2 protein-coding genes (1 of these 2 running past the window's edge) are annotated in these 23,458 nt (G+C 69.8%); both read left to right on the top strand.

Translation table 11 applies throughout. The features are described 5' to 3' along the window. Positions 1 to 11,249: the 3' portion of an SDR family NAD(P)-dependent oxidoreductase gene (locus FM069_RS01550; protein WP_143486427.1), read on the top strand. The gene continues 4,012 nt to the left of window position 1, outside the view; the window shows 11,249 of its 15,261 coding nt (coding positions 4,013–15,261); its start codon lies off the left edge, out of view; it ends in the stop codon at positions 11,247 to 11,249. After that, a complete protein-coding gene (locus FM069_RS01545) occupies positions 11,246 to 23,458 on the top strand; it encodes an SDR family NAD(P)-dependent oxidoreductase (RefSeq protein ID WP_143486425.1) in 12,213 nt (4,070 codons plus the stop codon). The genes FM069_RS01550 and FM069_RS01545 overlap by 4 nt, the downstream gene beginning before the upstream one ends.

Genomic DNA, 23,458 nt, shown 5'->3' with positions numbered 1-23,458 from the left:
AGCGGCTCAGCCCCCTGGCGCTGCCCGGAGGCACGGGAGGCGGCCACGGTTTGAAGCGCCAGGGCGTCTACCTGATCCTGGGCGGGGCCGGTGTCATCGGCCGGGTGGTCAGCCGTTGCCTGGTGGAGCGCTTCGACGCCCGGGTGATCTGGCTCGGCCGCACCCCGGCCGACGATGCCACCCTGCGCCAGCACCTCGCGGCCACCACGCTGCGCGGGCAGGTCGACTACCTGCAGGCCGACGCGACGGATCTGGCGCAGCTGCAGCGCGCCGTGGCTGAGGTGCGGGCCCGCCATGGGCGCATAGACGGTGCCCTGTTCTCCGGCATGGTCTTCGACTTCGAGAACGCTATCCCACACACCTCGGAGGCGCAGTTCCGGCAGATCCTCGAGGTCAAGAGCCGGGGCAGCATCAACTTCTACCGCGCCCTGGCCGAGCAGCGCCTGGACTTCCTCTGCTATTTCTCGTCGGGCCAGGGGTTCGCCTTCTCCGGTGCGGCGAAACTGTCGGCCTATGCCTGTGGCATCACCTTCGCCGACGCCTTCGCCGAGGCGATCCGGCCCATGGCGGGGTTTCCTGTCGGAGTGATCAACTGGGGATTCTGGCAGGCCGCGCTGCAGCGTCAGGCGGTCAGTCGGCACATGGATGCCCTGAGCGACGAGGCCGGTTTCGATTGCTTCGGTCGCTTCGTCGATCAACTGGTCCGCGGTGGGCTGCCACGCCTGTTGTGCCTGAAGGCCTCGCCTGAGGTGCGCCAGCTGATGGGCGTATCGGATGGACAGCGTTACCGGCTGGCTCCACCTGGGGCGACGCCCGCGAGGCCGTCGCAGCAGGCCGGGCTGGGCGCCGAGGAACGGGCTCGGCTGCGCGGGTGCTTCGACTCGCACCGGCTCGACCAGTCCATCGCCGTGCTGCTGCTGGTCCAGTTGCAGACCCTGGGCCTCTTCCGGGAGCCGACCCCGAGGGATGCCGAAACCTGGCGGATGCGGGCGGGCATCGCAGAGCGTTACCGCCGCTGGTGGGACGAATGCCTGGCCATCCTGGTGGAGCAGGGCTGTCTGACGCGGCACGGGACGGACTACGGTCTCGCCGTGGATATCGACGAGAGCCGCCACCCGGCGATCTGGAGCGCGTGGGAGCAGGAGTGCGCGGGCTACCGCGAGGATGCCGACCGGCGCGTCCAGGTGGCCCTGGTGGACGAGTGCCTGCGCCAGTTACCGCAGATTCTCACCGGTCACGTACACGCCACCGACGTGCTGTTTCCCGAAGGAACCCCGGACAAGGTGGAGGGCGTCTACGCGCGTAACACCCTGTCGGACTTCTTCAATCGCCGGCTGGCGTCCCGGGTGGTGGAGCATGTTCGCCACCGGCTGGCCGCCGAACCGGAGCGCCCCCTGCGTCTCCTGGAGGTTGGCGCCGGCACCGGCGGCACCACCGAGATTCTGCTGGAGGCCCTCGCGCCCCTGGCCGGTCACCTGGAGGAATACGGCTACAGCGACCTGTCACAGGCGTTCCTGCAGCATGGCGAACGCCGTTTCGGCGAGGGCCACCCGGGCGAGGGCCGCCCCGGCGGGGGCCGCCCTTATTTCACCACCCGGATCCTGGATGTCAGCCGGCCGCTGGACGCGACCGATCCGGCCATCGGTCGCTACGACGTGGTGGTCGCCACCAACGTGCTGCATGCCACTGCCGACTTGCGCCAGACCCTGGCCAACGTCAAGGGAATGCTGCGCGGAGGCGGTCTGCTGGCGCTGAACGAGCTGAACCGCAAGACCACCGCGTCGACCGTGACTTTCGGCCTGCTGGACGGGTGGTGGCTGTACGAAGACCCGCAGCTGCGCATTCCCGGTTCGCCGCTGCTGGACGAAGAACGCTGGACGCACCTGCTGTGGAGCACCGGCTTCACCCAGGTGGAAACGGACCTGGCACACGATGCCGGCCTGGGGCAGCAGGTCATCACCGCCTATAGCGATGGCGTGCTGCCGATATTGACCTCGATGCCGCCGGCCCAGCCGGTGGCATCCTCCAGGGAGCCGGAGACCCGCATGCCCGACCAACCGGATGAAGCCGCCGCCGAGCGCTTGCAGCGCCTCATCGTCGAATGCCTGGCGGAGACACTGAAAGCCGAACCGGAGAGCATCGACCTGCGTACGCCGTTCTCTGACTATGGCGTGGATTCCATCCTCGGCGTGGGCTTCGTCAAGCGGCTGGGTGCGCAGTTGGGCGTCCGGCTCAACAGCGCGGTCCTCTTCGAACATGCGAGCGTCGCGCGCCTGCGCGACCACCTGCTGGCCGCCCATGGGGCGCAGATCCAGGCTCCGCGGAGCGCCGCGTCCGCGGCACCGGCACCGGCACCGACATCCCCGGGCATCAGTGCTGTAATGGCCGCCGCGCTGGGTGGCGTTCCCCAGCCGGCCCGCCGCGACACATCGTCGGATCGAAGCGCCGGCGTTCGCATCGCCGTGATCGGCATGGCCGGTCAGTTCCCGGGGGCGGCCGACGTGCACGCCCTGTGGGACAACCTAGTGGCCGGCCGCACCAGCGTGGAAACGCTGCCTCCCACCTATCTCGACCCGGCGGCCTACAGCCCGGATCGGCGGCCCGGTACCAGCTATTGCAATCGGGCGGGCATCCTGGCGGATCGCGATTGCTTCGATCCGCTGTTCTTCAGCCTCACCCCCCACGAAGCGGAATCCATGACGCCGCACCAGCGACTGGTGCTTCAGGAAAGCTGGAAGGCACTGGAAGACGCCGGCTACAACCCCATGACGCTGGCCGGCCAGGCCGTCGGGGTGTATGTCGGCGCGGAGCCCGGTGGGTACCACCACGAGTCCTTCACCGGGGGCTCGGAAGCCATCGTCGCCTCGCGGCTGTCCTATTTCCTCGACCTGCGGGGGCCGGCCATGGTGGTCAACACCGGCTGCTCCTCGTCCGGCGTGGCCCTTCACCAGGCCTGCGAGAGCCTGCGCCACGGTGAAACGCGCCTGGCCCTGGCGGGTGGCGTCCATGCGCTGCTGGACCAGCGTGGGCTGGTCAGCCTGTCGGCCATCGACATGCTCAGTCCCAGCGGCCAGTGCCACACCTTCGACGCAGCGGCGGATGGCACGGTGATTTCCGAAGGCGTGGGCATGGTGGTGCTCAAGCGCCTGGAGGAGGCCGAGGCCGACGGCGATCCGATCTACGGGGTCATCGAAGCCTCGGGCGTCAACCAGGACGGTGCCAGCAATGGCATCACCGCGCCCAACGGCGACGCCCAGGAACAGCTGATCCGCGAAACGTACCGGCGCTTCGCCATCGATGCGGCGCAGATCAGCTATGTCGAGGCCCACGGTACCGGTACCCGGTTGGGCGACCCAGTGGAAGCCCACGCGCTGATCCGCGCCTTCCGCGCCTTCACCGATGCCCAGGGCTACTGCGTGCTGGGCAGCGCCAAGGCCAACCTCGGCCATGCCGCGGCGGGCGCCGGGGTGATCGGGCTGATCAAGGTGCTGCTCTCGCTGGTGCACCGTCGGCTGCCCGCCATGCCCGGTTTCCAGCAGCTCAACCCGCTGATCGAACTGGAGGGGTCGCCGTTTCTCATCAACCGCGAGCCCCTGGAGTGGCCGCCGATCGCGGGCGCTCGGCGCCTGGCCGCCCTGAACTCCTTCGGCCATAGCGGTACCAACGCCCACCTGGTGATCGGTGACTACCCGGGGCTCCCCGCAGCTGGGCGCCAGCCTGCGTCGTCCCCCGCCGCGCATGTGGTGCCCCTGTCGGCGAAAACCGCCGACGCCCTGCGCGATACCGCCCGGTCGCTGGCGGCCTGGCTGGACCGCCAGGCCATGCCCGCCGAGACGCTTCTCGGCGACCTGGCCTTCACCCTGCAGGTCGCCCGGGAACCCTGGCGGGTCCGTGGCGCGCTGGTGGTGAGCAGCCTGCAGGATCTGCAGACCCAACTGGCTGCCCTGGCGAGCGGCGAGACGCCCGCTTGGCCTGACGATGAAGCGGGCCGGCTGGCCCGGGACTGGACCGGCGGCGCGTCGCTGGACTGGGCCGCCCTCTGGCCCGATGGGAGTGGAAGGCGCCTGCACCTGCCCAGCTACCCGTTCGCCCGGGAGCGTTACTGGATCGACCAGGCATCCCGTCCCGCCATGGGCACGCCGGCTGCGACTCAGGCTGTGACGCCCAGCCAGTCGCCCCTGGTCGCCAACGGTCTGTTCCTGGCGCGGCCGGTCTGGCAGGAACCCCTGGACGGCGTCGTGCCGGAGGACGCGGTGATCCCCCACGTGGTGTTCCTGGTGGGGTTCGATACCGTCCAGGCCGACCAGGTAGAGGCCCGGGTCGCGGCCGACCGCTGGCAGCGGCTGGTCTCCGACGCCGACACCCCGGCGGCGCGCTACCAGGCCCTGGCCCTGGCCTTGCTGCGTGAGGTACAGACCCTTGGCGAGCGCGCGCGGATCGACCTGCTGGTGGCACAGCGCACGCCGGACGACACGCTGCTGGCCGGCCTCGATGGCCTGCTGAAAACCGCGTGCCTGGAACACCCCGGCCTGAGCGCCCGCTGCCTGCTGCTGGAGGTGGAAAACCCCGGCCCGCTGCCGGTCGCTCTGCTGACGTCGCTCCAGGCGAGCCTCGCCGAAACCGTACCGGCGGGGCGCTCGCGCTTGCAGCGCCAGCTGGCCTCAGGCGAGCACCAGGAACTGCAGTGGCAGGAGTTGGCCGACGACGCGGCCCCCGCGGACGCCCTGGCGGCGAAGACCGGTTGGAAGGAGGGCGGTGTCTACCTGATCACCGGAGGCGCCGGGGGCCTGGGCCTGCTCTTCGCCCGGGCCATCGCCGAGGGCTGTCGCGAGGCGACCCTGCTGCTGATCGGACGGTCGGCCCTGGACGACGGACAGGTCGCACGCCTGCAGGCACTGCGCAACCTGGGTGCGCGAGTGGACTATGCCCAGGTCGACCTGACCGACGCGCAGGCGCTGGAGCGGTTCGTCGCCGAGGTTCGCCTGCGCCATGGCGGCCTGCAGGGCGTGCTGCATTGCGCGGGCGTCAACCGGGACCGCTCGCTGGTCCGCAAGACGCCCCAGGACCTGGTGGAGGTCTTTGCCGCCAAGGTGATCGGCACCGAACTGCTGGACCGGGCCTGCCGCAACCTGCACCTAGATTTCTTCGTGCTGTTCTCCTCCTGCTCGGCGGTGCTGGGCAGCCCGGGCCAGGCCGACTATGCGGCGGCCAATGCCTTCATGGATCACTTCGCCAGGCTGCGCAACCGCCAGGTCGCCCAAGGGCAGCGGTTCGGCCATACCCTGTCGATCAACTACCCGTTCTGGCGCGATGGCGGCATGCGCATCGACGACGCCCGGCAGGCCGATGTCCAGCGCCAGACCGGCATGGTCCCGCTGCAGGCGGAGCAGGGCATCCATGCGTTGCAGCGTGGCCTGCAGGCCGGCCTGGAACGGCTGCTGGTGATCGAGGGTGACCTGACCCGTATCCGCGGTCTTTTCCGCGAGACCGGCGGGGAGGCGGCCCCGTCTGCCTTCGCCATGGAACGGGCGGACGGCGCACTGGTGGATCGCGAAGCGCTGCTCAGCGCCACCCGGGCCCGGCTCACGGCGGTGTTCTGCGCGGTGACCAAGCTGCCTGCGGAGCGGGTGGAGCCGGATGCGCCACTGGAGCAATACGGCATCGACTCCATCATGATTACGCGCCTCAACAAGGCGCTGGACGATGCGTTCTCCACCCTGGCCCCGCTGTCGCCGGAGCAGCGCCAGGTATCGAAGACGGTGTTCTTCGAGTATCACACCCTGGATCGGCTCGCCGGGTACCTGGTGGATCGCCACGCGCAGGCTTGCCTGCTGTGGTGCGGCCTTGCCCCGACGCCAGCGGCCAACTGCCCGGAAGCCGGCACAGCGGCGGCCCAGGACGAAACCCTTCCTCCTGTGGCGCCTGGCGAAGCCGAGCCCATTGCGGTGATCGGCCTCAGTGGCCGCTATCCCCAGGCCGCCACGCTGGATGATTACTGGCGCAACCTGCGTGACGGGCGCGACAGCATCACCGAAATCCCGCCCGTACGCTGGCCGTTGCAGGGGTTCTTCGTGGATTCGGTGCAGGAAGCCCTGAGGGACGGTCGCAGCTACAGCAAGTGGGGCGGCTTCGTCGACGGGTTCGCCGAGTTCGATCCGTTGTTCTTCGCCATGTCCCCCCGCGAGGCGGTCAACCTCGATCCCCAGGAGCGGCTGTTCCTCCAGGCGTGCTGGCATGCCCTGGAAGACGCCGGCCTCACCCGGGCCGACCTGGCGGAGCGCTTCCAGGGGCAGGTCGGGGTTTTCGCCGGCATCACCAAGACCGGTTACAGCCTCTATGGTCCGGCGCTGCGGGAGCAGGGCCACCTGGTCTTCCCCCGCACGTCGTTCGCGTCCACCGCCAACCGGGTCTCCTACCTGCTGAACCTCAACGGTCCGAGCGAACCGGTGGACACCATGTGCTCGTCCTCGCTCTCGGCGCTGCACCGGGCCTGCGACAGCCTGCGGCGTGGCGAATGCCAGATGGCCTTCGCCGGTGGGGTCAACCTGTACCTCCACCCCTCCAACTACGTGGAGTTGTGTGCCGGCCAGATGCTTTCCCGTGACGGCCGTTGCCGCAGCTTCGGCGAGGGTGGCAATGGCTTCGTGCCCGGCGAAGGGGTCGGCGTGGTGGTGCTGAAGCCGCTGTCCCGGGCGCTGCGGGATCGCGACAACATCCATGCGGTGATTCGTGCCGCCGCGGTCAACCATGGCGGACGTACCCACGGATACACGGTTCCGAGCCCCCGGGCCCAGGCCGACGTGATCCGGCTCGCCCTGGCCCAGGCCGGTCTGAGCGCGAATCAGGTGAGCTACATCGAGGCCCATGGCACCGGCACCGAGCTGGGCGATCCCATCGAGGTGAGTGGCTTGAGCCAGGCGTTCGCTGCAGACGGGGTGGAGACCGGCCACTGCGCCCTGGGGTCGGTGAAGGCCAGCATCGGCCACCTGGAAGCGGCGGCCGGCATCGCCGGGGTGACCAAGGTCATCCTCCAGTTCCGGCACGGGCAACTGGTTCCCAGCCTGAACGCCGAAACCCTCAACCCCAACCTGGCGCTGGAAACCACGCCGTTCCGCCTGCAGCGGACCCTGGCCGATTGGCGGCCCGTCGAGGGCGCGCCGCGCATCGCCGGCGTATCGTCCTTCGGCGCCGGGGGCGCCAATGCCCACGTGATACTCCAGGAACAGCGGGAATACCGCGACCTGCCCGTCGGCGGGCAGGTCGAGCTGATCCCGCTGTCGGCCCGCGACGAGACGCGCCTGCGTGCCTATGCCGAAGCGCTGCTGGCCCACGTGGAGGCCCGCCCGGACATGTCCGGCGCGGATCTGGCGAACCTGGCCTATACCCTGCAGACCGGGCGTGAGGCGTTGAGCGTCCGGCTCGGGCTGGCCGCGCGATCGCCCGCCACGTTGGCCGCCTGCCTGCGCGCATTCCTTGATGACGTGCCGGGTGCCGACGGCGTGTATCGCAGCCAGGGCCTGCCGAAAGACGAGCAGGTGGTCGGGGACGACGCAGAGCACCTGCTGCAGCGCTGGGTCGATGGCGCAGCCGTGGACTGGGCGCAGCTGCACGCCGCACGACCCGGTCCGCAGCCCTTCCGGGTCAGTGCACCGACCTATCCCTTCGCCCGTGAAACCTACTGGCTGCCGGGCCGCGACCCGGTTACACCCACATCGAGCCAGGCGGAGGCCACCAGCGCGTCGCAGCGACCTGAAAAAACCATCGACAGCGACCGGCTGAGTTACCTGGCGCGCTGGGAACACGAGGCAGCGCCCAACGAGGCCCGGATCGACGAACACCGCTGCGTGCTGATCGTCGCCGGTGCCCCCCAGGCAACGGCCGCCGAGCACCTTGCGCGCACCTACCTCGACAGCGCGGCCTTCGCCGACCGCGGCGGCCGGGTGATTCGCCTGGAGCCCGGTACCCGGACTGCCGTGCAGGGCCTGCACCGCTGGTCCCTGGACGTAGGCGATGCCCAGGCGCTGGAACGTTGCCTGGCTGAACAGCCGCCAGTGGATTGCCTGTACTTCATCGCCAGCACCGGCGAGGCGGACGACTGGAGCGCCTTGCTCGACAGCCCGGCATACAACGAATTGCTGCTGCTGCGGGTCGTCACTTGGCTCAAGCAGCACGGTCACCCCCAGGCGATCGACTGCTACATCGTCAGCCAGGACGCCTTCGACGTCGGGGGTACCCCGGCCAGCGCCTTCGGCGGTGGCCTCACTGGCATGGCTTACGCCATCGCCCAGGGCGAGCACCGCTTCCGGGTCCGCACGCTCGACGTGTCCAGCCGGGAGCTGGCGGACCCGCAGCGCCTGCCGCGGCTCATGGGCCAGGTGCGGGGAGAGCGTGGGCTGCCCCGGGGCGAGGCGCTGTGCCTGCGCGACGGCCGGCGCTATCGCCAGCGCATTTTCCGCCTGAACTGGGCCCACGCCCATTCCGGGCCCGGGACCGGTTCGCCGGCCCTGCAACCGGGAGGTCTCTACGTGATCCTGGGGGGCAGCGGCACGGTGGGTGGCATCGTCAGCCGCTACCTGATGGCCGACCATCGGGCTCGGGTGGTCTGGCTGGGAAGGCGGCCGGCCGATGATGACGGGGTCCGCCAGCGGCGTCAGGCCTGCCTGGCGAGCGCCGGCGCCGCGGTGGAGGCCAGCCAGCTGGACTACCTCCAGGCCGATGCCAACGACCCGGCCGCACTGACGGACGCCGTGGCCATCATCCGGGCGCGTCATGGCCGCATCCACGGCGCGATCTTTTCCGGGGTGGTCTTCGATGCGGAGGACTCCCTCACGCGGATGCCCGAGCCACGCTTCCGGTCGATCCTCGACGTGAAGAGCCGCGGCGCCGTGGCGTTCTACCGCGCCTTCGCCGACGAGCCACTGGCGTTCATGTGCTACTTCTCCTCGGCCCAGAGCTTCGCGTTTTCCGGCGCGGCCCGCCTGGGCGCCTACGCCGCCGGGATCACGTTCGCCGACAGCCTGGTGCGCAGCCTGCAGGGGCGTGCCCGCTTCCCGGTGGGCGCAATCAACTGGGGGTTCTGGTTGTCCTCGCTGACCGAGCAACAGGCGGCGGACCCCTCGGCGCAACCCATGAGTCGCCATGCCGGTGCCTTGGAGGATCGGGCCGGTTTCGCGTGCTTCGCGCGCTTTGCCGACGCCCTGGTGCAGGGCCGGCTGAACCAGGCGATCTGCATGGACGCCTCGGCACCGGTGCAACAGTTGATGCACCTGCAGCCGCAGCCGGTGATGGCGGGTGAGGTGAGGCCGGCGATGGCCGGGGACCCGTTCGCCCGCTACCGCGAGGCCGCCGCCCCGTTGCTGGCGGACCACGATCCGCATCCCTTCGATGCGGCGATGGCGGGCATGACCCTGGTCCACCTGCATCGAATGGGCCTGTTCACGCAGCCGGGGCATTTCGAGGACCCGGAGGTCCTGCGTGGCCAGGCCGGCATCGCCGAGCCCTATGCGCGCTGGTGGACCACCGTGCTCGACCTGCTGCAGCAGCAGGGCCTGCTACAGCGGCGGGGCGAGCAGGTCGGCGTCGAGGCGCCGGTGGCGCCGGACCTGGCAGCGCGCTGGCAGCGCCTTGCCGACGCGCTGAAAGGCGTTCCCTCACGCAGGGCCCAGGTGGAGCTGGTGGAGGCCTGCCTGGAGCAGTTGCCGGCGATACTGGCCGGTCGGGTGCAAGCCACCGAGGTGATGTTCCCGCGCTCGTCCATGGAAAAGGTCGAAGGCGTGTACCGGGACAACCCGCTGTCCGACTACTTCAACCAGGTCGTGGCGGGCGTGGTGCAGCAGCAGGTGGAAACGCTGCGGGCGCAGGCGCCCGGGCGGCGCATACGCCTGCTGGAGATCGGCGCGGGAACCGGTGGCACGACCGCACGGGTGCTTCCCGCGCTGCAGCCCTGGCGCGACCACATCGCCGAGTACTGCTACACCGACCTGTCCAAGGCATTCCTGATGTACGCCGAGAAAACCTTCGGCCCGGGCAACTCGTTCCTGACCTATCACCTACTGAACGTCGAGCGCGCGCCCGCGGAGCAGGGGGTGGAGCCTGGCGGCTACGACATCGTGATCGCCGCCAACGTGCTGCACGCCACCGGCCGCATGCAGCGCACCCTGGCGAACGTGCGTTCGTTGCTACGCCCCGACGGCCTGCTGGTGATGAATGAGATCAGTGACCGGTCGCTGTTCTCTCACCTCACCTTCGGCCTGCTCAAGGGCTGGTGGCTGTACGAAGACCCGGAATTGCGCATCCCGGGCACACCGGCCCTTTACCCCGAGAGCTGGAGCCGGGTGCTGGGCGAGGTCGGTTTCCGGGATGTCCGCTTCCCGGCGGCATGCGCCCATGGCCTGGGCCAGCAGATCGTGATCGCCCGGAGCAGCGCCGGGGGGCCGAGCGGTACACGGCCGTCGGCCGCGACAGCTCCGGCAGCCAGTCCCCGTCCCGCCCCGGTCGCTCCGGTTGGTCAGGAAGGCGGTCGACGGGCGTTGACCGCCCTGGCCCTGGACGGGTTGGCCACCACCCTGCAACTGGAGCCGACGCGCATCGACGCGGTGCAGCCGTTCGCCGACTACGGGATCGACTCGATCCTCGGGGTGAGTTTCGTCAACCGCCTCGGCGAAGCGCTGGGCGTGGAGCTCAACACCGCGCTGTTGTTCGACTACCCGAGCCTGGAGACGCTGGTGGACTACCTGGCCCAGCGCTACCCGGCGGAAACCGCTCGCCTGGAAGGTGGCGCAATGGCCATCCACACGCCATCCACGGCGGTCGCCGCCGGGGACCACCACGCGGCCATCGCGGCCCGGGTGCGGCAGGAACTGGCCCAGGCGCTGCAACTGGACGCCACGCGAATCGACCCCCAGCAACCGTTCTTCGACTACGGCCTGGATTCCATCCTCGGCGCGAGTTTCGTCGACCGCCTGGGCAATGCCCTGGGGCTGGAGCTGAGTACCGCACTGCTGTTCGAGTACTCCAGCGTGCTGGCGTTATCGGCCTACCTTGCGACCCTGGTCGAGGACGAGCCGACGGCTGGCCTCGCGCCGGAGCCTCCGGGCCGTGCCTCCCAGGCGCCCGCATCCGCTCCGTTTTCCCCACGACTGGAAGACCTTTTCCTGTCCGGCGAGCTGTCGATCGACGCCCTGCTGGACCTGGTCGGCCAGGACGCCCCGCCTTCCCCGCAAGCCCTTGCCGAGAACCCCCAGCCATGAGCAGCCTCGCATTCCACTCCATCCTCGCCCAGCTCCAGCAAGGCCTGATCAGCGAGGCCGACGCCCGGCAGCAATTGGCTCGACTGAAGGCCGACGCGGCCCGTGTTCCAACGGCGAAGGACGATCAGGCGCACTTGGAGATCGCGGTGATCGGCATGGCTGGCCAGTTTCCCGGGGCCGACAGCGTGGCAGGCTTCTGGCGCAACCTCGAGCAGGGGCTGGACGGTGTCGCCGAACTGGGCGAGCGCTACCTGGATCGCCGCCGCTATTCGCCCGAACGCCAGCCGGGGAAGACCTATTGCAAGTGGGGCGGCACGCTGGAGCATCGGGATGATTTCGATCCGCTGTTCTTCAACATCTCGCCCCGCGAAGCGGAGTCCATGAACCCGCACCAGCGGCTGATCCTCCAGGAAGGCTGGAAGGCCCTGGAAGACGCGGGCTATGACCCCAGGAGCCTGCGCAACCGGGCGGTGGGCCTCTATGTGGGCGCCGAGCCCACCGGCTACTTCCACGAGACCTTCATCGGTGCGTCGGACGCCATCATCGCTTCGCGGCTGGCATACGTCCTCGACTTCAAGGGCCCGGCGCTGGTGGTCAACACCGGTTGTTCCTCGTCGGCGGTGGCGATCCACCTGGCCTGTGAAAGCCTGCGTACCCGCGAGGCGGACATGGCTCTGGCCGGCGGTGTGTTCGCCTCCCTGGGCGAGCGTAGCCTGGTCAGCCTGGCGCAGATGGACATGCTGTCGCCCAGTGGCCGCTGCCACACCTTCGACCAGCGCAGCGACGGCATCGTATTGTCAGAAGCGGTCGGCATGCTGGTCCTCAAGCGACTGCCGGACGCTCTGGCCGATGGCGACCCCATCCATGGCGTGATCTGCGCCTCGGGGATGAACCAGGACGGCGCCAGCAACGGCATCACCGCCCCCAGCGGGCAAGCCCAGGAGCGGCTGATCGGCGAGGTCTACCGGCGCTTTGGCATTGACCCGCGGCGGATCGGCTACGTCGAAGCCCACGGCACCGGCACGCCCCTGGGCGACCCGGTGGAGGTCAACGCCCTGGCCCGGGCATTCCGTGGCTTCACCCCGGATACCGGCTATTGCGCCCTGGGCAGCGCCAAGGCGCATATCGGCCACGCGTCGGCCGCTGCCGGCGTGGTCAGCCTGATCAAGGTGCTGCTGTCGATGAAACACCGGCGGCTACCGGGGTTGCTGCATTACGAAGCCCTGAACCCGCGTATCGAGCTGGCCGGCTCCGCGTTCCACATCGACCGCGAACCGCGGGACTGGTCCGCCGCTGACGGCGAGCCGCTGATGGCGGCGCTGAATTCCTTCGGCCACAGCGGCACCAACGTGCACCTGGTGCTGCGCGAAGCGGTGGAAGCGCCCCTTGCGCACGAGGCGGAGCCGTCCTGTCCGCTCTTGCTGACGCTGTCGGCGCGGACCCTGGAAAGCCTGCGCCGCTATGCCGGCCAGGTGCGCGATGCGCTGGGCGAAGGCTCGCTGCGACCGCTCGACCTCGTGCACACCCTGCAGGTCGCGAGGCCGGCCCTGGCCCATCGACTGGCGGTGCTGGCCGCCACCCCCGCGGAACTGGCGCAGCACCTGGTCGACTGGCTGGAAGGGCGCCCGTCTGCCCGGGTCTGGCAGGACGAGGCGCAGCCCGGGGTGGACACCCCGGTCGCACTGCCGGCCACGGCACAGGTCGAGGACCTGCAACGGCTGGCGGAGCGTTGGGTCGTGGGCGGTCAGGTCGACTGGAGCGCCTTCAACCGCCAGCACTACCCGGGCGCGCGGCGTGTCCATGCCCCGGTCTATCCGTTCGCCCGCCAGGGCTTCTGGATTCCGCCGGCCCTGCGCGGCACCGCGGGCGGCGACTTCGAACAGGCCGGGGAACATGCGCCGGCACGCCTGCATCCGTTTCTCGGGCACAACGCCTCGGACCTGCAAGGCATCCGGTTCCGTACGATATTCGACGGCGAAGAGGCCGTCCTCCGGCAGCACCAGGTGGGCGGCCAGCGGATTTTCCCCGGTGTCGGCCACCTGGAGATGGCGCGGGCCGCGGTGGCGCTGGCTGCACAGGGGCACGCGGGCGGGCGGCAGCCGTCCTTCAGCAACGTGGTCTGGCTTCGACCCTTGGTGATCGATGAGACGCCGCGCCAGGTGGAGGTGAGCCTGAGCCCGGACGAGGACGGACGCATCCGGTTCGAGATCAGCAGCCGCGCCCTGGACCCCACCGGCCAGGCCGGTGACGATGCCGTCCTCCACAGTCAGGGGCTGGCCAGTTTCGACGAGGCGACCCAGCCCCGGGTGGACCTGGCTGCCCTGCAGGCACGTACCGCCCGGGGCCGTCTGAGCGCGGCGCAGTGCTACGCGGCCTACCGGACCATGACCTTCGAGCACGGCCCGTTCTATCAGGGGTTGCAGGGGGTGGGCCTGGGGCACGGCGAGGTATTGGCGGAAATCGCCCTGCCGGACTGCCAGCACTGCAGCCTGGCCGACTATTACCTGCATCCGTCGCTGATGGACTCGGCGTTGCAGGCGGCCATCGGTCTCAGCCTGGGCGCCGATGTGGTGCTGGCGGAAAGCGAGCGGAGCGGCCTGCCGCCCTCGAGCCGACCGACCCTGCCATTCGCGCTGGAGCACCTGCGCATCTGGAACCGTTGCCATGAACGGATGTGGGCGCGGGTCGGCTATGCGGCGCCCCGTCCCGACCAGCCGACCGACGCCAGCCTGCAGCGGCTGGATATCGAACTGTTCGATGCCGAGGGCCGGCTCTGCGTCGCCTTGCAGGGCTTCACCTCCCGGGTGCTGGGGCAAGCGGACGGTGAAGCCTCGGGTGCGCCGGTGCCGGCGCGTACCCTGCTGTTCCAGCCGGGCTGGCGCGACGAGGCGTCGGTCCCCGGGGAGGCTGTCGGCTTCGACAAGCGCATCGTGCTGCTGAGCGGCTTCGACGAGCGCACCACCGCCGATCTGCGTCAACGCGACCCCGGTTGCCGGTGGGTGTCCCTGGATGCGCCCGAGGACGACCCGGCCGAGGACTATCGCCACACTGCCTTGGCGCTGCTCCAGCGCCTCCGCCCCCTGGCGTCCCAGGGAGGGCGACGCCTATTGCAACTGGTGGTGCTCGACCCCCGGGGCCAGCGCCTGGTGAGCGGCCTGTCGGCAATGCTGCGCAGCCTGCGCCAGGAGGCACCGGGCATCCATGGCCAGGTGATCGTGATGGACGAACCCGGGTCACTGGCCCGGCGGCTGGAGGGCGATGCGGCGCAGGGCGACGTGGAGATCCGCTACCGGGAAGGGCGACGCCAGGTCCTGCGCTGGCAACTCTGCCCGGCCATGGACCTGGCCATCGCCGCGCCGTGGAAGGCACGCGGCGTCTACCTCATCACCGGCGGACTGGGCGGACTGGGACAGGTGTTCGCCCGGGCCATCGCAGCGGGTGCCGACGACGCCACCCTGGTCCTCACCGGCCGCTCGCCCGGGGATTCCCAGGCCCTCGATGATCTGGGCGGCGGCCGGGCATGCGTCGAGTACCGGCAGGTGGATGTGAGCGAGCGCGCAGCGGTGGACACGCTGGTGGCCCAGGTCCTGGCGCAGCATGGCCGCCTCGATGGCGTGCTGCACTGCGCCGGGGCGATCCGCGACAGCCTGCTTCCCAACAAGCGCGACGACGACCTGGAGCAGGTCATGGCGGCCAAGGTGGCCGGTGCCCGCAACCTGGACCTGGCCACGGCGGAGCTGCCTCTCGACTTCCTGATCTTCTTCGCCTCGGGCACGGGGGTGGTCGGCAACGCCGGGCAGGCGGACTACGCCGCCGCCAACGCGTTTCTGGATCGTTACGCCGCCTATCGCCAACGGCTGGTGGCGGAGGGGCGGCGCAGTGGCCACAGCCTGGCCATCGACTGGCCGTTGTGGAAGGAGGGCGGCATGAGGGTGGACGAGGCGACCGCCCAGCGCATGGCCGACGCTACCGGCATGCTGCCGATGCCCACCAATGCCGGCGTCCATGCCTTGCGCCAATGCATCGCCTTGGGGTTGCCACAGGTGCTGGTGATGCACGGCCATGCCGCGCCGCTCACCGCGCTGGTGTGCGACACCAGCCCCGCGGAGCGGTCTGCTTTCACGCCCTCGCGTCCGGAGCCTGCCCGGATCGAGGCGCCGGCCGCGGACGCGCCGGACGAGGATACGCTGCGTCGTCGTCTCACCGAACTGGTGGCGCGGCAGATGAAGATTCCCGCGGAAGACATCCGTGCGGATGCCGAATTCAGCCAGTACGGCTTCGACTCCATCAGCCTGACCACGCTGGCGAACACCCTGAAGCAACAATGGCGGCTGAACCTCGCCCCGACCATCTTCTTCGAGCACCCCACCATCGCCCGGTTCTCGGGCTACCTGGCGCGCGAGCATGGTGAGGCGCTCGGCACCTTGGTCACCCCCGCCCGGGTCGCGGCCACGAAACCGATGGCTGCGCCTGTCGCCGACCGGTCGTCATCCACGAGCACGACGCCTTCCGCCCTCGTGGAGCGGCGGAGCCGCGCTGGGCACGAGCCGGTCGGGTCCGCCTCCGGAGACGACGACATCGTGGTGATCGGCGTCAGTGGTCGCTTTCCCATGGCCGACGACGTGGAGCAGTTCTTCCACAACCTGCGTGACGGTCGTGACTGCATAAGCGAAGTGCCCGGCGACCGATGGAACTGGCGTGCGTACTACGGCGACCCTCACCGCGAGGCCGACAAGACCAACGTGAAATGGGGCGGCTTCATTCGCGGCGTCGACCATTTCGACCCGCTGTTTTTCGGCATCTCGCCGCGGGAAGCGCAACTGATGGACCCGCAGCAGCGCCTGCTGATGACCTACGCCTGGCTGGCCATCGAGGATGCCGGCTACGCGACCGCCGACCTGGCGGGCAGCGATACCGGGGTGTTCATCGGCACTGGCGTGACCGGTTACAGCAGCCTGATCGCCAAGACCGGCGTACCCATCGAGGGCTACAGCGCCACGGCCATGGTGCCTTCGGTGGGGCCCAACCGCATGAGCTTCCTGCTCGACCTGCACGGACCCAGCGAACCGGTGGAGACCGCCTGCTCCTCGTCCCTGGTGGCGATTCACCGGGCGGTCCAGGCCATGCGCGGCGGCGACTGCCGGATGGCCATCGTCGGAGGCGTCAACACCCTCATCGCCCCCGAAGCGCAGATCAGCTTCAGCAAGGCCGGCATGCTGGCCCTGGATGGGCGCAGCAAGACTTTTTCCGCCCAGGCCAACGGGTATGCGCGGGGCGAAGGCGTCGGCATGCTGGTACTGAAGACGCGACGCCAGGCGGAAGCCGACGGCGACCATATCTACGGGGTGATCCGCAGCACCGTGGAAAACCACGGCGGCAAGGCCAACTCCCTCACCGCGCCGAACCCCAGGGCCCAGGCCGACCTGCTGAAGGCAGCCTACCGCCAGGCCGGCGTAGACCCCCGCAGCGTGGGCTACGTGGAGGCCCACGGCACCGGTACCGAACTGGGCGACCCCATCGAGATCAACGGCCTGAAGATGGCGTTCCGCGAGCTGGCGCAGGAGCAGGGCCTGGAAGATCCGGGGCAGGGTTACTGCGGCGTGGGTTCGGTGAAATCCAACGTCGGTCACCTGGAACTGGCCGCGGGTGTCGCGGGCGTGATCAAGGTGCTGCTGCAGCTCAAGCACCGCACGCTGTTCAAGAGCCTGCACTGCGAGCAGCTCAATCCCTACATCGAGCTGGAGCACAGCCCGTTCTATATCGTGCAGCAGAGCCGCCCGTGGCCGGCCCCCCAGGACCGCGAAGGCAACGCGTTGCCGCGTCGGGCCGGTGTCAGTTCCTTCGGCTTCGGCGGCGCCAACGCTCACATCCTGCTGGAGGAATATCAGCCGGTGGCACGCGGTACGGAAGCCGCCCACCCCGGGTTGCGGGCGTTCCCGTTGTCGGCGAAGACGGCGGAGCGGCTGCGCGTCCAGGCTCGGCGCCTCGGTGCCTTCCTGGCCGACCGGCCTGCCGAGGCCCAGGCCGACCCGGAGCGTTATCTGGACGACCTGGCGTTCACCCTGCAGGTGGGCCGGGATGCGATGGACGAGCGGGTCGCGTTGCTGAGCGACTCCCTGGACGATCTGCAGCGTCAGCTCGTCGCGTTCGCGGAGGAGGGCGAGGCGACCTACCAGGGGCGCCGTGACGGCGATCCCGCTGCGCTGGCGCTGTTCCGCCAGGACGAGGACATGGCGTCCGCCCTGGCCGCCTGGATCGACAAGCGCAAGTACAGCAAGCTGCTGGCCCTCTGGTGCCAGGGCCTGGAGATCGACTGGCGCGCGTTCCATCGCGACGGCGTCCGGCAACGCCTGAGCCTGCCGGGCTACCCCTTTGCCGAGGACCGCTACTGGGTCACGGACCTGGCGGGCGCGCGTCCGGCGGTTGCCACGAGGCCTGCCTGGCTGCATCCGTTGCTGGAGCGCAACACCTCGGATTTCTACCAGCAGCGTTTCAGCAGCCGCTGGCTGGGCACGGAAAGCTGGTTCGTCGACCACCAGGTGGGAAACCGCAAGATCCTGCCGGGAGTCACCTACCTGGAAATGGCCCGCGCGGCGATCGCCCGTTCCTGGGACCCGCAGGTTCTGGCCCGCGGCACGTTGTGCCTGCGTAACGTGGTCTGGTTGACGCCCCACGTCGTGGAAGCAGAGGGCCGTGAGCTGCACCTCGAGCTGAGCCTGGAACAGCAGGCGGTGGATTTCCGGTTTTCCTCCGACGACGCCTCCGGAGCGGTTGAGCACTGCAAGGGGCGGGCAGAGATTGTCGTCGACCGGGTGGCACCCGTCCTGGACCTGGCCGCCCTGAGCGAGGGCCCCTGGCTACGGAGCCTGGACGCCGCCGAACTGTATGACGTGTTCGAGGGCTTGGGCATCCACTACGGGCCCGCCCATCGGGGTGTCGAGCGACTGTGGCTGGGGGAAGACCATGTACTGGCGCGGCTGGCCCTGGCCCCTGCGACTTTCGGTAGCGACTGGCTGCTGCACCCGGGCATGCTGGATTCGGCGGTGCAGGCGTCCGTCGGCCTGTTGCTGCGCCACGGCGACGAGCCGGGAGACACCCGGCTGCCCTTCGCGCTGGAACGGCTGGAAGCCTTCGGTGCCTGCCAGCCGGTCATGTGGGCGCTCATTCGAGCCGAGCGCCGCAGCCCGGACCGCTCTGTCCAGCGAGTCGACATCGAGCTGTGTGACGAACAGGGACGGGTGGCCGTGGCGTTGCGCGGCTTCAGCTCACGCCCCCTGGCGGGCGACCGGGATGAGTTCCGGGCAGACCCGACCGATGCACACTTGCCCGCCGGGCTGACCCTGCTGGCGCCGCGCTGGTCGCCGCTCGCCGCCACGCTGGCGCGACCCGAGGGGCTCTCGACCCTGGTCATCGGGGCTGGCGCCGAACACCGGGGCTGGCTCGCCGAGCTTCACCCGGAAATCGAATTCCTCCCGGCACTGGCATCCACCCAGGACGGCATCGCCACCCAGTTGGCGGCCTGCGCGCCGTACCAGCGCCTGATCTGGGTGGCGCCCCCCGCCTCGGCGGAACCCTGGACCGCACCCGCCCAGGGCGAGCCGCTCGTAGTGTCGCTGTTCAGGCTGGTCAAGGTGGTGATCCAGCGGCATGCCGGAGACGCGCTGCATCTCCAGGCGATCCTCACCGCCAGCGTCGGGGTGCTGGCGGACGGCGGGCCCTCGGCAGAGCAGGCCGCCTGCCACGGGCTGCTGGGCTCGCTGGCACGGGAGCACGAGAGCTGGCGGGTCGAGACCATCGACCTGCCAGCCGATACCCAGCCGCTGCCCACCGCGCTGCCCCTGCAGGCGTTGCCGGGCGAATGCCTGGCCTGGCGCGGGGGCGAATGGTTCCAGCAGCGCCTGCTGCCCCTGGCGGACTCGCCGTCAGCGGCAGTCGACGCCATGCCCTATCGCGAAGGCGGCGTGTACCTGGTGATCGGGGGTGCGGGCGGGATCGGCGAGGTGTGGACCCGCCACCTGATGGCGCACTATCGGGCCCAGGTCGTCTGGCTGGGGCGACGGCCCCTCGACGATGGCATTGCTGCCCGGCTGGAATCGCTCGCCGCCTTCGGTCGTCGGAGCGGGGCGCCGGCACCTGTCTACGTCCAGGCCGACGCGGCCGATGACGAGCAGCTGGCTCGGGCCCGGCGACAGGTGCTCGACGACTTCGGCCCGGTCAACGGGGTTGTGCACTCCGCCCTGGTGCTGGATGACGCGCGCCTGGCACAGATGGACGAGGCGCGGTTCCGTGCCGGCCTGGACGCCAAGCGCGCCACCAGCCTGGCCCTGGCCCGGGTGTTCGACCCTGCGCACAATCCGGAACTGGACCGGGTGCTGTTCTTCTCGTCCATGGTCGCCTTCAGCCGTGCGGCCGGCCAGGGCAACTACGCCGCCGGCTGTACCTTCGCCGATGCCCTCGCCGAACGCCTCGGCCGTTGCTGGCCCTGCCGGGTGAACGTGATCAACTGGGGCTACTGGGGCAGCGTCGGCGTCGTGGCGAACCCTGGCCACCGGGCACGCATGACCGAAGCCGGCATGGGCTCCATCGAGCCGGAGGAGGGCATGGCGTCCCTCGAGTGGTTGCTCGCCTTGCCTCTGGGCCAGGCGGGCCTGGTGAAGCTGCTCGAGCCCCAGGCCATCGCCGGCATCGACGCCACGCAGGCCCTGGTGTGCGGCCCGGGCGAATCCCGGGCGTACCCCACCTGGTCGGACGTGGTGGCCGGGTTGCCAAGGCCGGCGCCTCCCGAAGGGGCCGAAACGCTGGATCGTCTGCTGCTGGCGCGGGTCTTCGCCTGCCTCGGCGCGCTGGCGAACGAGGGCCCGTTGACCGAACAGCGGATCGCCGCCAACCCCGTGATGGCGACTGCCCTGGCGGCCAGGCCGTTCTATCGCCGCTGGTTGCGCGAGAGCCTGCGACGCCTGTCCCTGGCAGGCTTGATCGATCGCGAAGGCCATCCCCGGGCACCGATTCCGGACGAGGCGGCTGCCGCGGCCGCCTGGTCCCAGGCGCGGGACGCCTGGGACCAAGACGACGACGTACGCGCCCAGGTCCGGCTGGTGGATGCCTGCATCGCGGCGTTGCCGGCGATCCTCCGCGGCGAGCGGCAAGCCACCGACGTGATGTTTCCTGGCGGCTCCATGGACGCGGTGGAAGGCGTCTACAAGCACAACCGGGTCTCCGATCACTTCAATGCGGCCGTGTGCGCCCTGGTGCTGGCCGTGCTGCAGCACACCGGCAGCGACCGGCCCCTGCGCATCCTGGAGATCGGCGCGGGCACCGGCGGCACCACGGCTGGCCTGATCGAGGCCATGGCCCCATGGCACGACCGCATCACCGAATACTGCTTCACGGATATCTCCCAGGCCTTCCTCCAGCATGCGCGGCAGCGATTCGCCGCCGCCGCGCCCTACCTGCGTACTGCACGTTTCGACGTGAGCCGTCCCGCCACCGAGCAGGGCATCGAACAGGGCGCCTACGACCTGGTGATCGCCACCAACGTTCTGCATGCCACGCCGGACTTGCGCCAGACCCTGCGCAATGCCAAGGCCACCTTGGGTCGCGGCGGTTTGCTGCTGCTCAATGAGATCAGCCGGCCTTCGCTGTTCACCCACCTGACGTTCGGCCTGCTGGAGGGCTGGTGGCTGTACGACGACGAAGTGCTGCGCATGGAAGGAGGGCCAGGGGTTTACCCGGAACGCTGGCTGCAGCTGTTGCAGGCCGAAGGGTTCGTGGACGTGGCCTTCCCCCTGGCCGACAGCCATGCCCTGGGCCAGCAGATCGTGGTGGCCGCCAGCGATGGCACGTGGCGCCGCTCGCTGGCCCCGCGGCAGGATCAAGGCGCGTTCCCCGTGCCACTGCCGCCGGTAAAGGCGCCGGAGGGGGCGTCGGCTGTGCACCCGGTGGAGCCCGAACACGATGCCGACCTGACGGAGCAGTGTCGCCGGATGGTCACCGAAACGCTGTCGGCCCTGGTGAACCTGCCCATCGAACGGCTGCAAGGGCACGTGGGGTTCGATCGCTACGGAATCGACTCGATCCTGCAGATCAGCCTGATCCAGCGCCTGGAGCAGACCGTGGGCGAGCTGTCGCGCACGATCCTGTTCGACTACAACACCATCGATCAGCTCACCGATTACCTGGTGAGCGAGCACCGTTCCGCGCTCGCCCGGCAGTTCGACCGGGCCGCATCGCCAACGCCAACGTTTGCGGCGAAGGCACCGGTGTCGCTCGAAGCGCCCCTGCGGGCGGCCCGCCATGGGCCTGCCGTCGCCGCGTCCACCCCGCACGAGGCACCCGTGCCCCCCGCGACGACGCACGCGCCTGCGCCTACGCCGTTACGGACGGTGGACAGCGATATCGCCATCATCGGGGTAGCCGGGCGCTATCCCCGGGCGACCGAACTCGAACAGTTCTGGGACAACCTTCAGGCCGGGCGCAATTGCATTGGCGAGGCGCCGAGCCAGCGCTGGGCCGCATCCTTGACCGGAAGCGAACGCTGGGCCCAGGCGCGCTATTTCGGGGGCTTCCTGGATGAGGTGACAGGCTTCGACCACCGGCTGTTCGGTCTTGACGAGGAGCAGGCGGCGAACCTCTCCCCCGAGTTGAGGCAGATGCTGGAAGTGAGCTGGCGCACCTTCGAGGATGCCGGCTACAGCCGCGAGGCCCTGGGCCGGCTGCAGGCGCGCGAGGGCGCGGGGGTCGGCGTGTTCATCGGCTCGATGTACCACCAGTCCCCCTGGGCCGAGCGCAGCCTGGAACGGGCCGCCATCAAGTCGAACGTCACCGACTGGCAGATTCCCAACCGGATTTCCCACTGCTTCGACTTGCGCGGTCCCAGCCTGGCGGTCAATTCGGCCTGCTCCAGTTCGATGACGGCGATTCACCTGGCCTGTCAGAGCCTGCTCCAGCGGGACTGCGCCATGGCCCTGGCCGGCGGCGTGAACCTGATCCTCGACCCCTCCAAGTACGAGACCCTGCGGCTGGCGCAGTACCTGGGCAGCAGCGATCTCAGCCGGGCCCTGGGGCAGGGCGACGGGATGATCCCGGGCGAGGGTGCCGGCGCGGTGCTGCTCAAGCCGCTGACCGCGGCCCTGGCCGATGGTGACCGGGTCCTGGGCGTGATCAAGGGCTCCAGCGCCAACCATGGCGGCGGCCGGCTGATGTATTCGGCCCCGGATACCCGGCAGCAGGCCGCCCTCATCGCCGCGGCGCTCCAGCGGGCCCGCCTGACGCCGGCGCAGATCGATTGCGTGGAGGCGGCGGCCAACGGCTCGGAACTGGGCGATCCCATCGAGGTGGCGGCGCTGAAGAAGGTGTTCGGCAACGATCGCCTGGGACAGTGCGTGCTGGGGACGGTCAAGTCGAACATCGGCCACCTGGAGGCAGCCTCGGGCATCTCGCAATTGACCAAGGTGCTGCTGCAACTGCGCCACCGGCAACTGTCGCCCACCATCAACGCCGAACCGCTCAACCCGCACATCCGACTGGAGGGCAGTGCCTTCCGCCTGCAGGATCGCGCCGCACCCTGGCCGGAGCCGACCACGGGCGAGCCTCGTCGGTGCCTGATCAACTCGTTCGGCGCCGGGGGGAGCTACGCCAGCCTGGTGGTCGAGGAGGCGCCTGCCCCCGCCGTCCTCGCAGCCCGTTCGGGCGGTCCGTATCTGCTGGTGTTCTCCGCGGCCAGCCGATCCAGCCTCCTGAGATACCTGCAGCGCCTGGAGGCGATGGTGGAAGCCGGGAATATCCCGGACCTGGGCGATCTCGCCTTCAGCCTGGCGCAGAGGGAATGCCACATGGCCCATCGCCTCGCCCTGGTGCTGGATGATCCCGTCCAATTGGCGGAACGCTTGCGGGCCGCGCATAGGGCAGAGCCGCTGGACGGGTGCTGGCGATCCGCGCCGGAAGGGGTCGATGCGGATGGCAGCGACATGGCGTCGGGCTCGCTTTCCGAGCAGGCCGCGGCTTATTGCCAGGGCGCCCGGCTGGACTTGCAGGCGCTGTTTGCCCGTGGCCAGCGGCTGCCTCTGCCGGGCTACGTGTTCGACCGCGATACGCCTGACGGTCCGGTGCAGGGGGCATCGGCCCCGGCGTTCGACGACCGGCTGTATCGGCAAATCACCCGCGGCGAGCTGAGCGCGGAACACTTCGAACGATTGATCACCGCACACTGA

Origin of the sequence: Pseudomonas mangiferae, assembly GCF_007109405.1 — a bacterium.
GTDB lineage: Bacteria > Pseudomonadota > Gammaproteobacteria > Pseudomonadales > Pseudomonadaceae > Pseudomonas_T > Pseudomonas_T mangiferae.
This window is presented reverse-complemented; position numbering and strand designations above follow the sequence as displayed.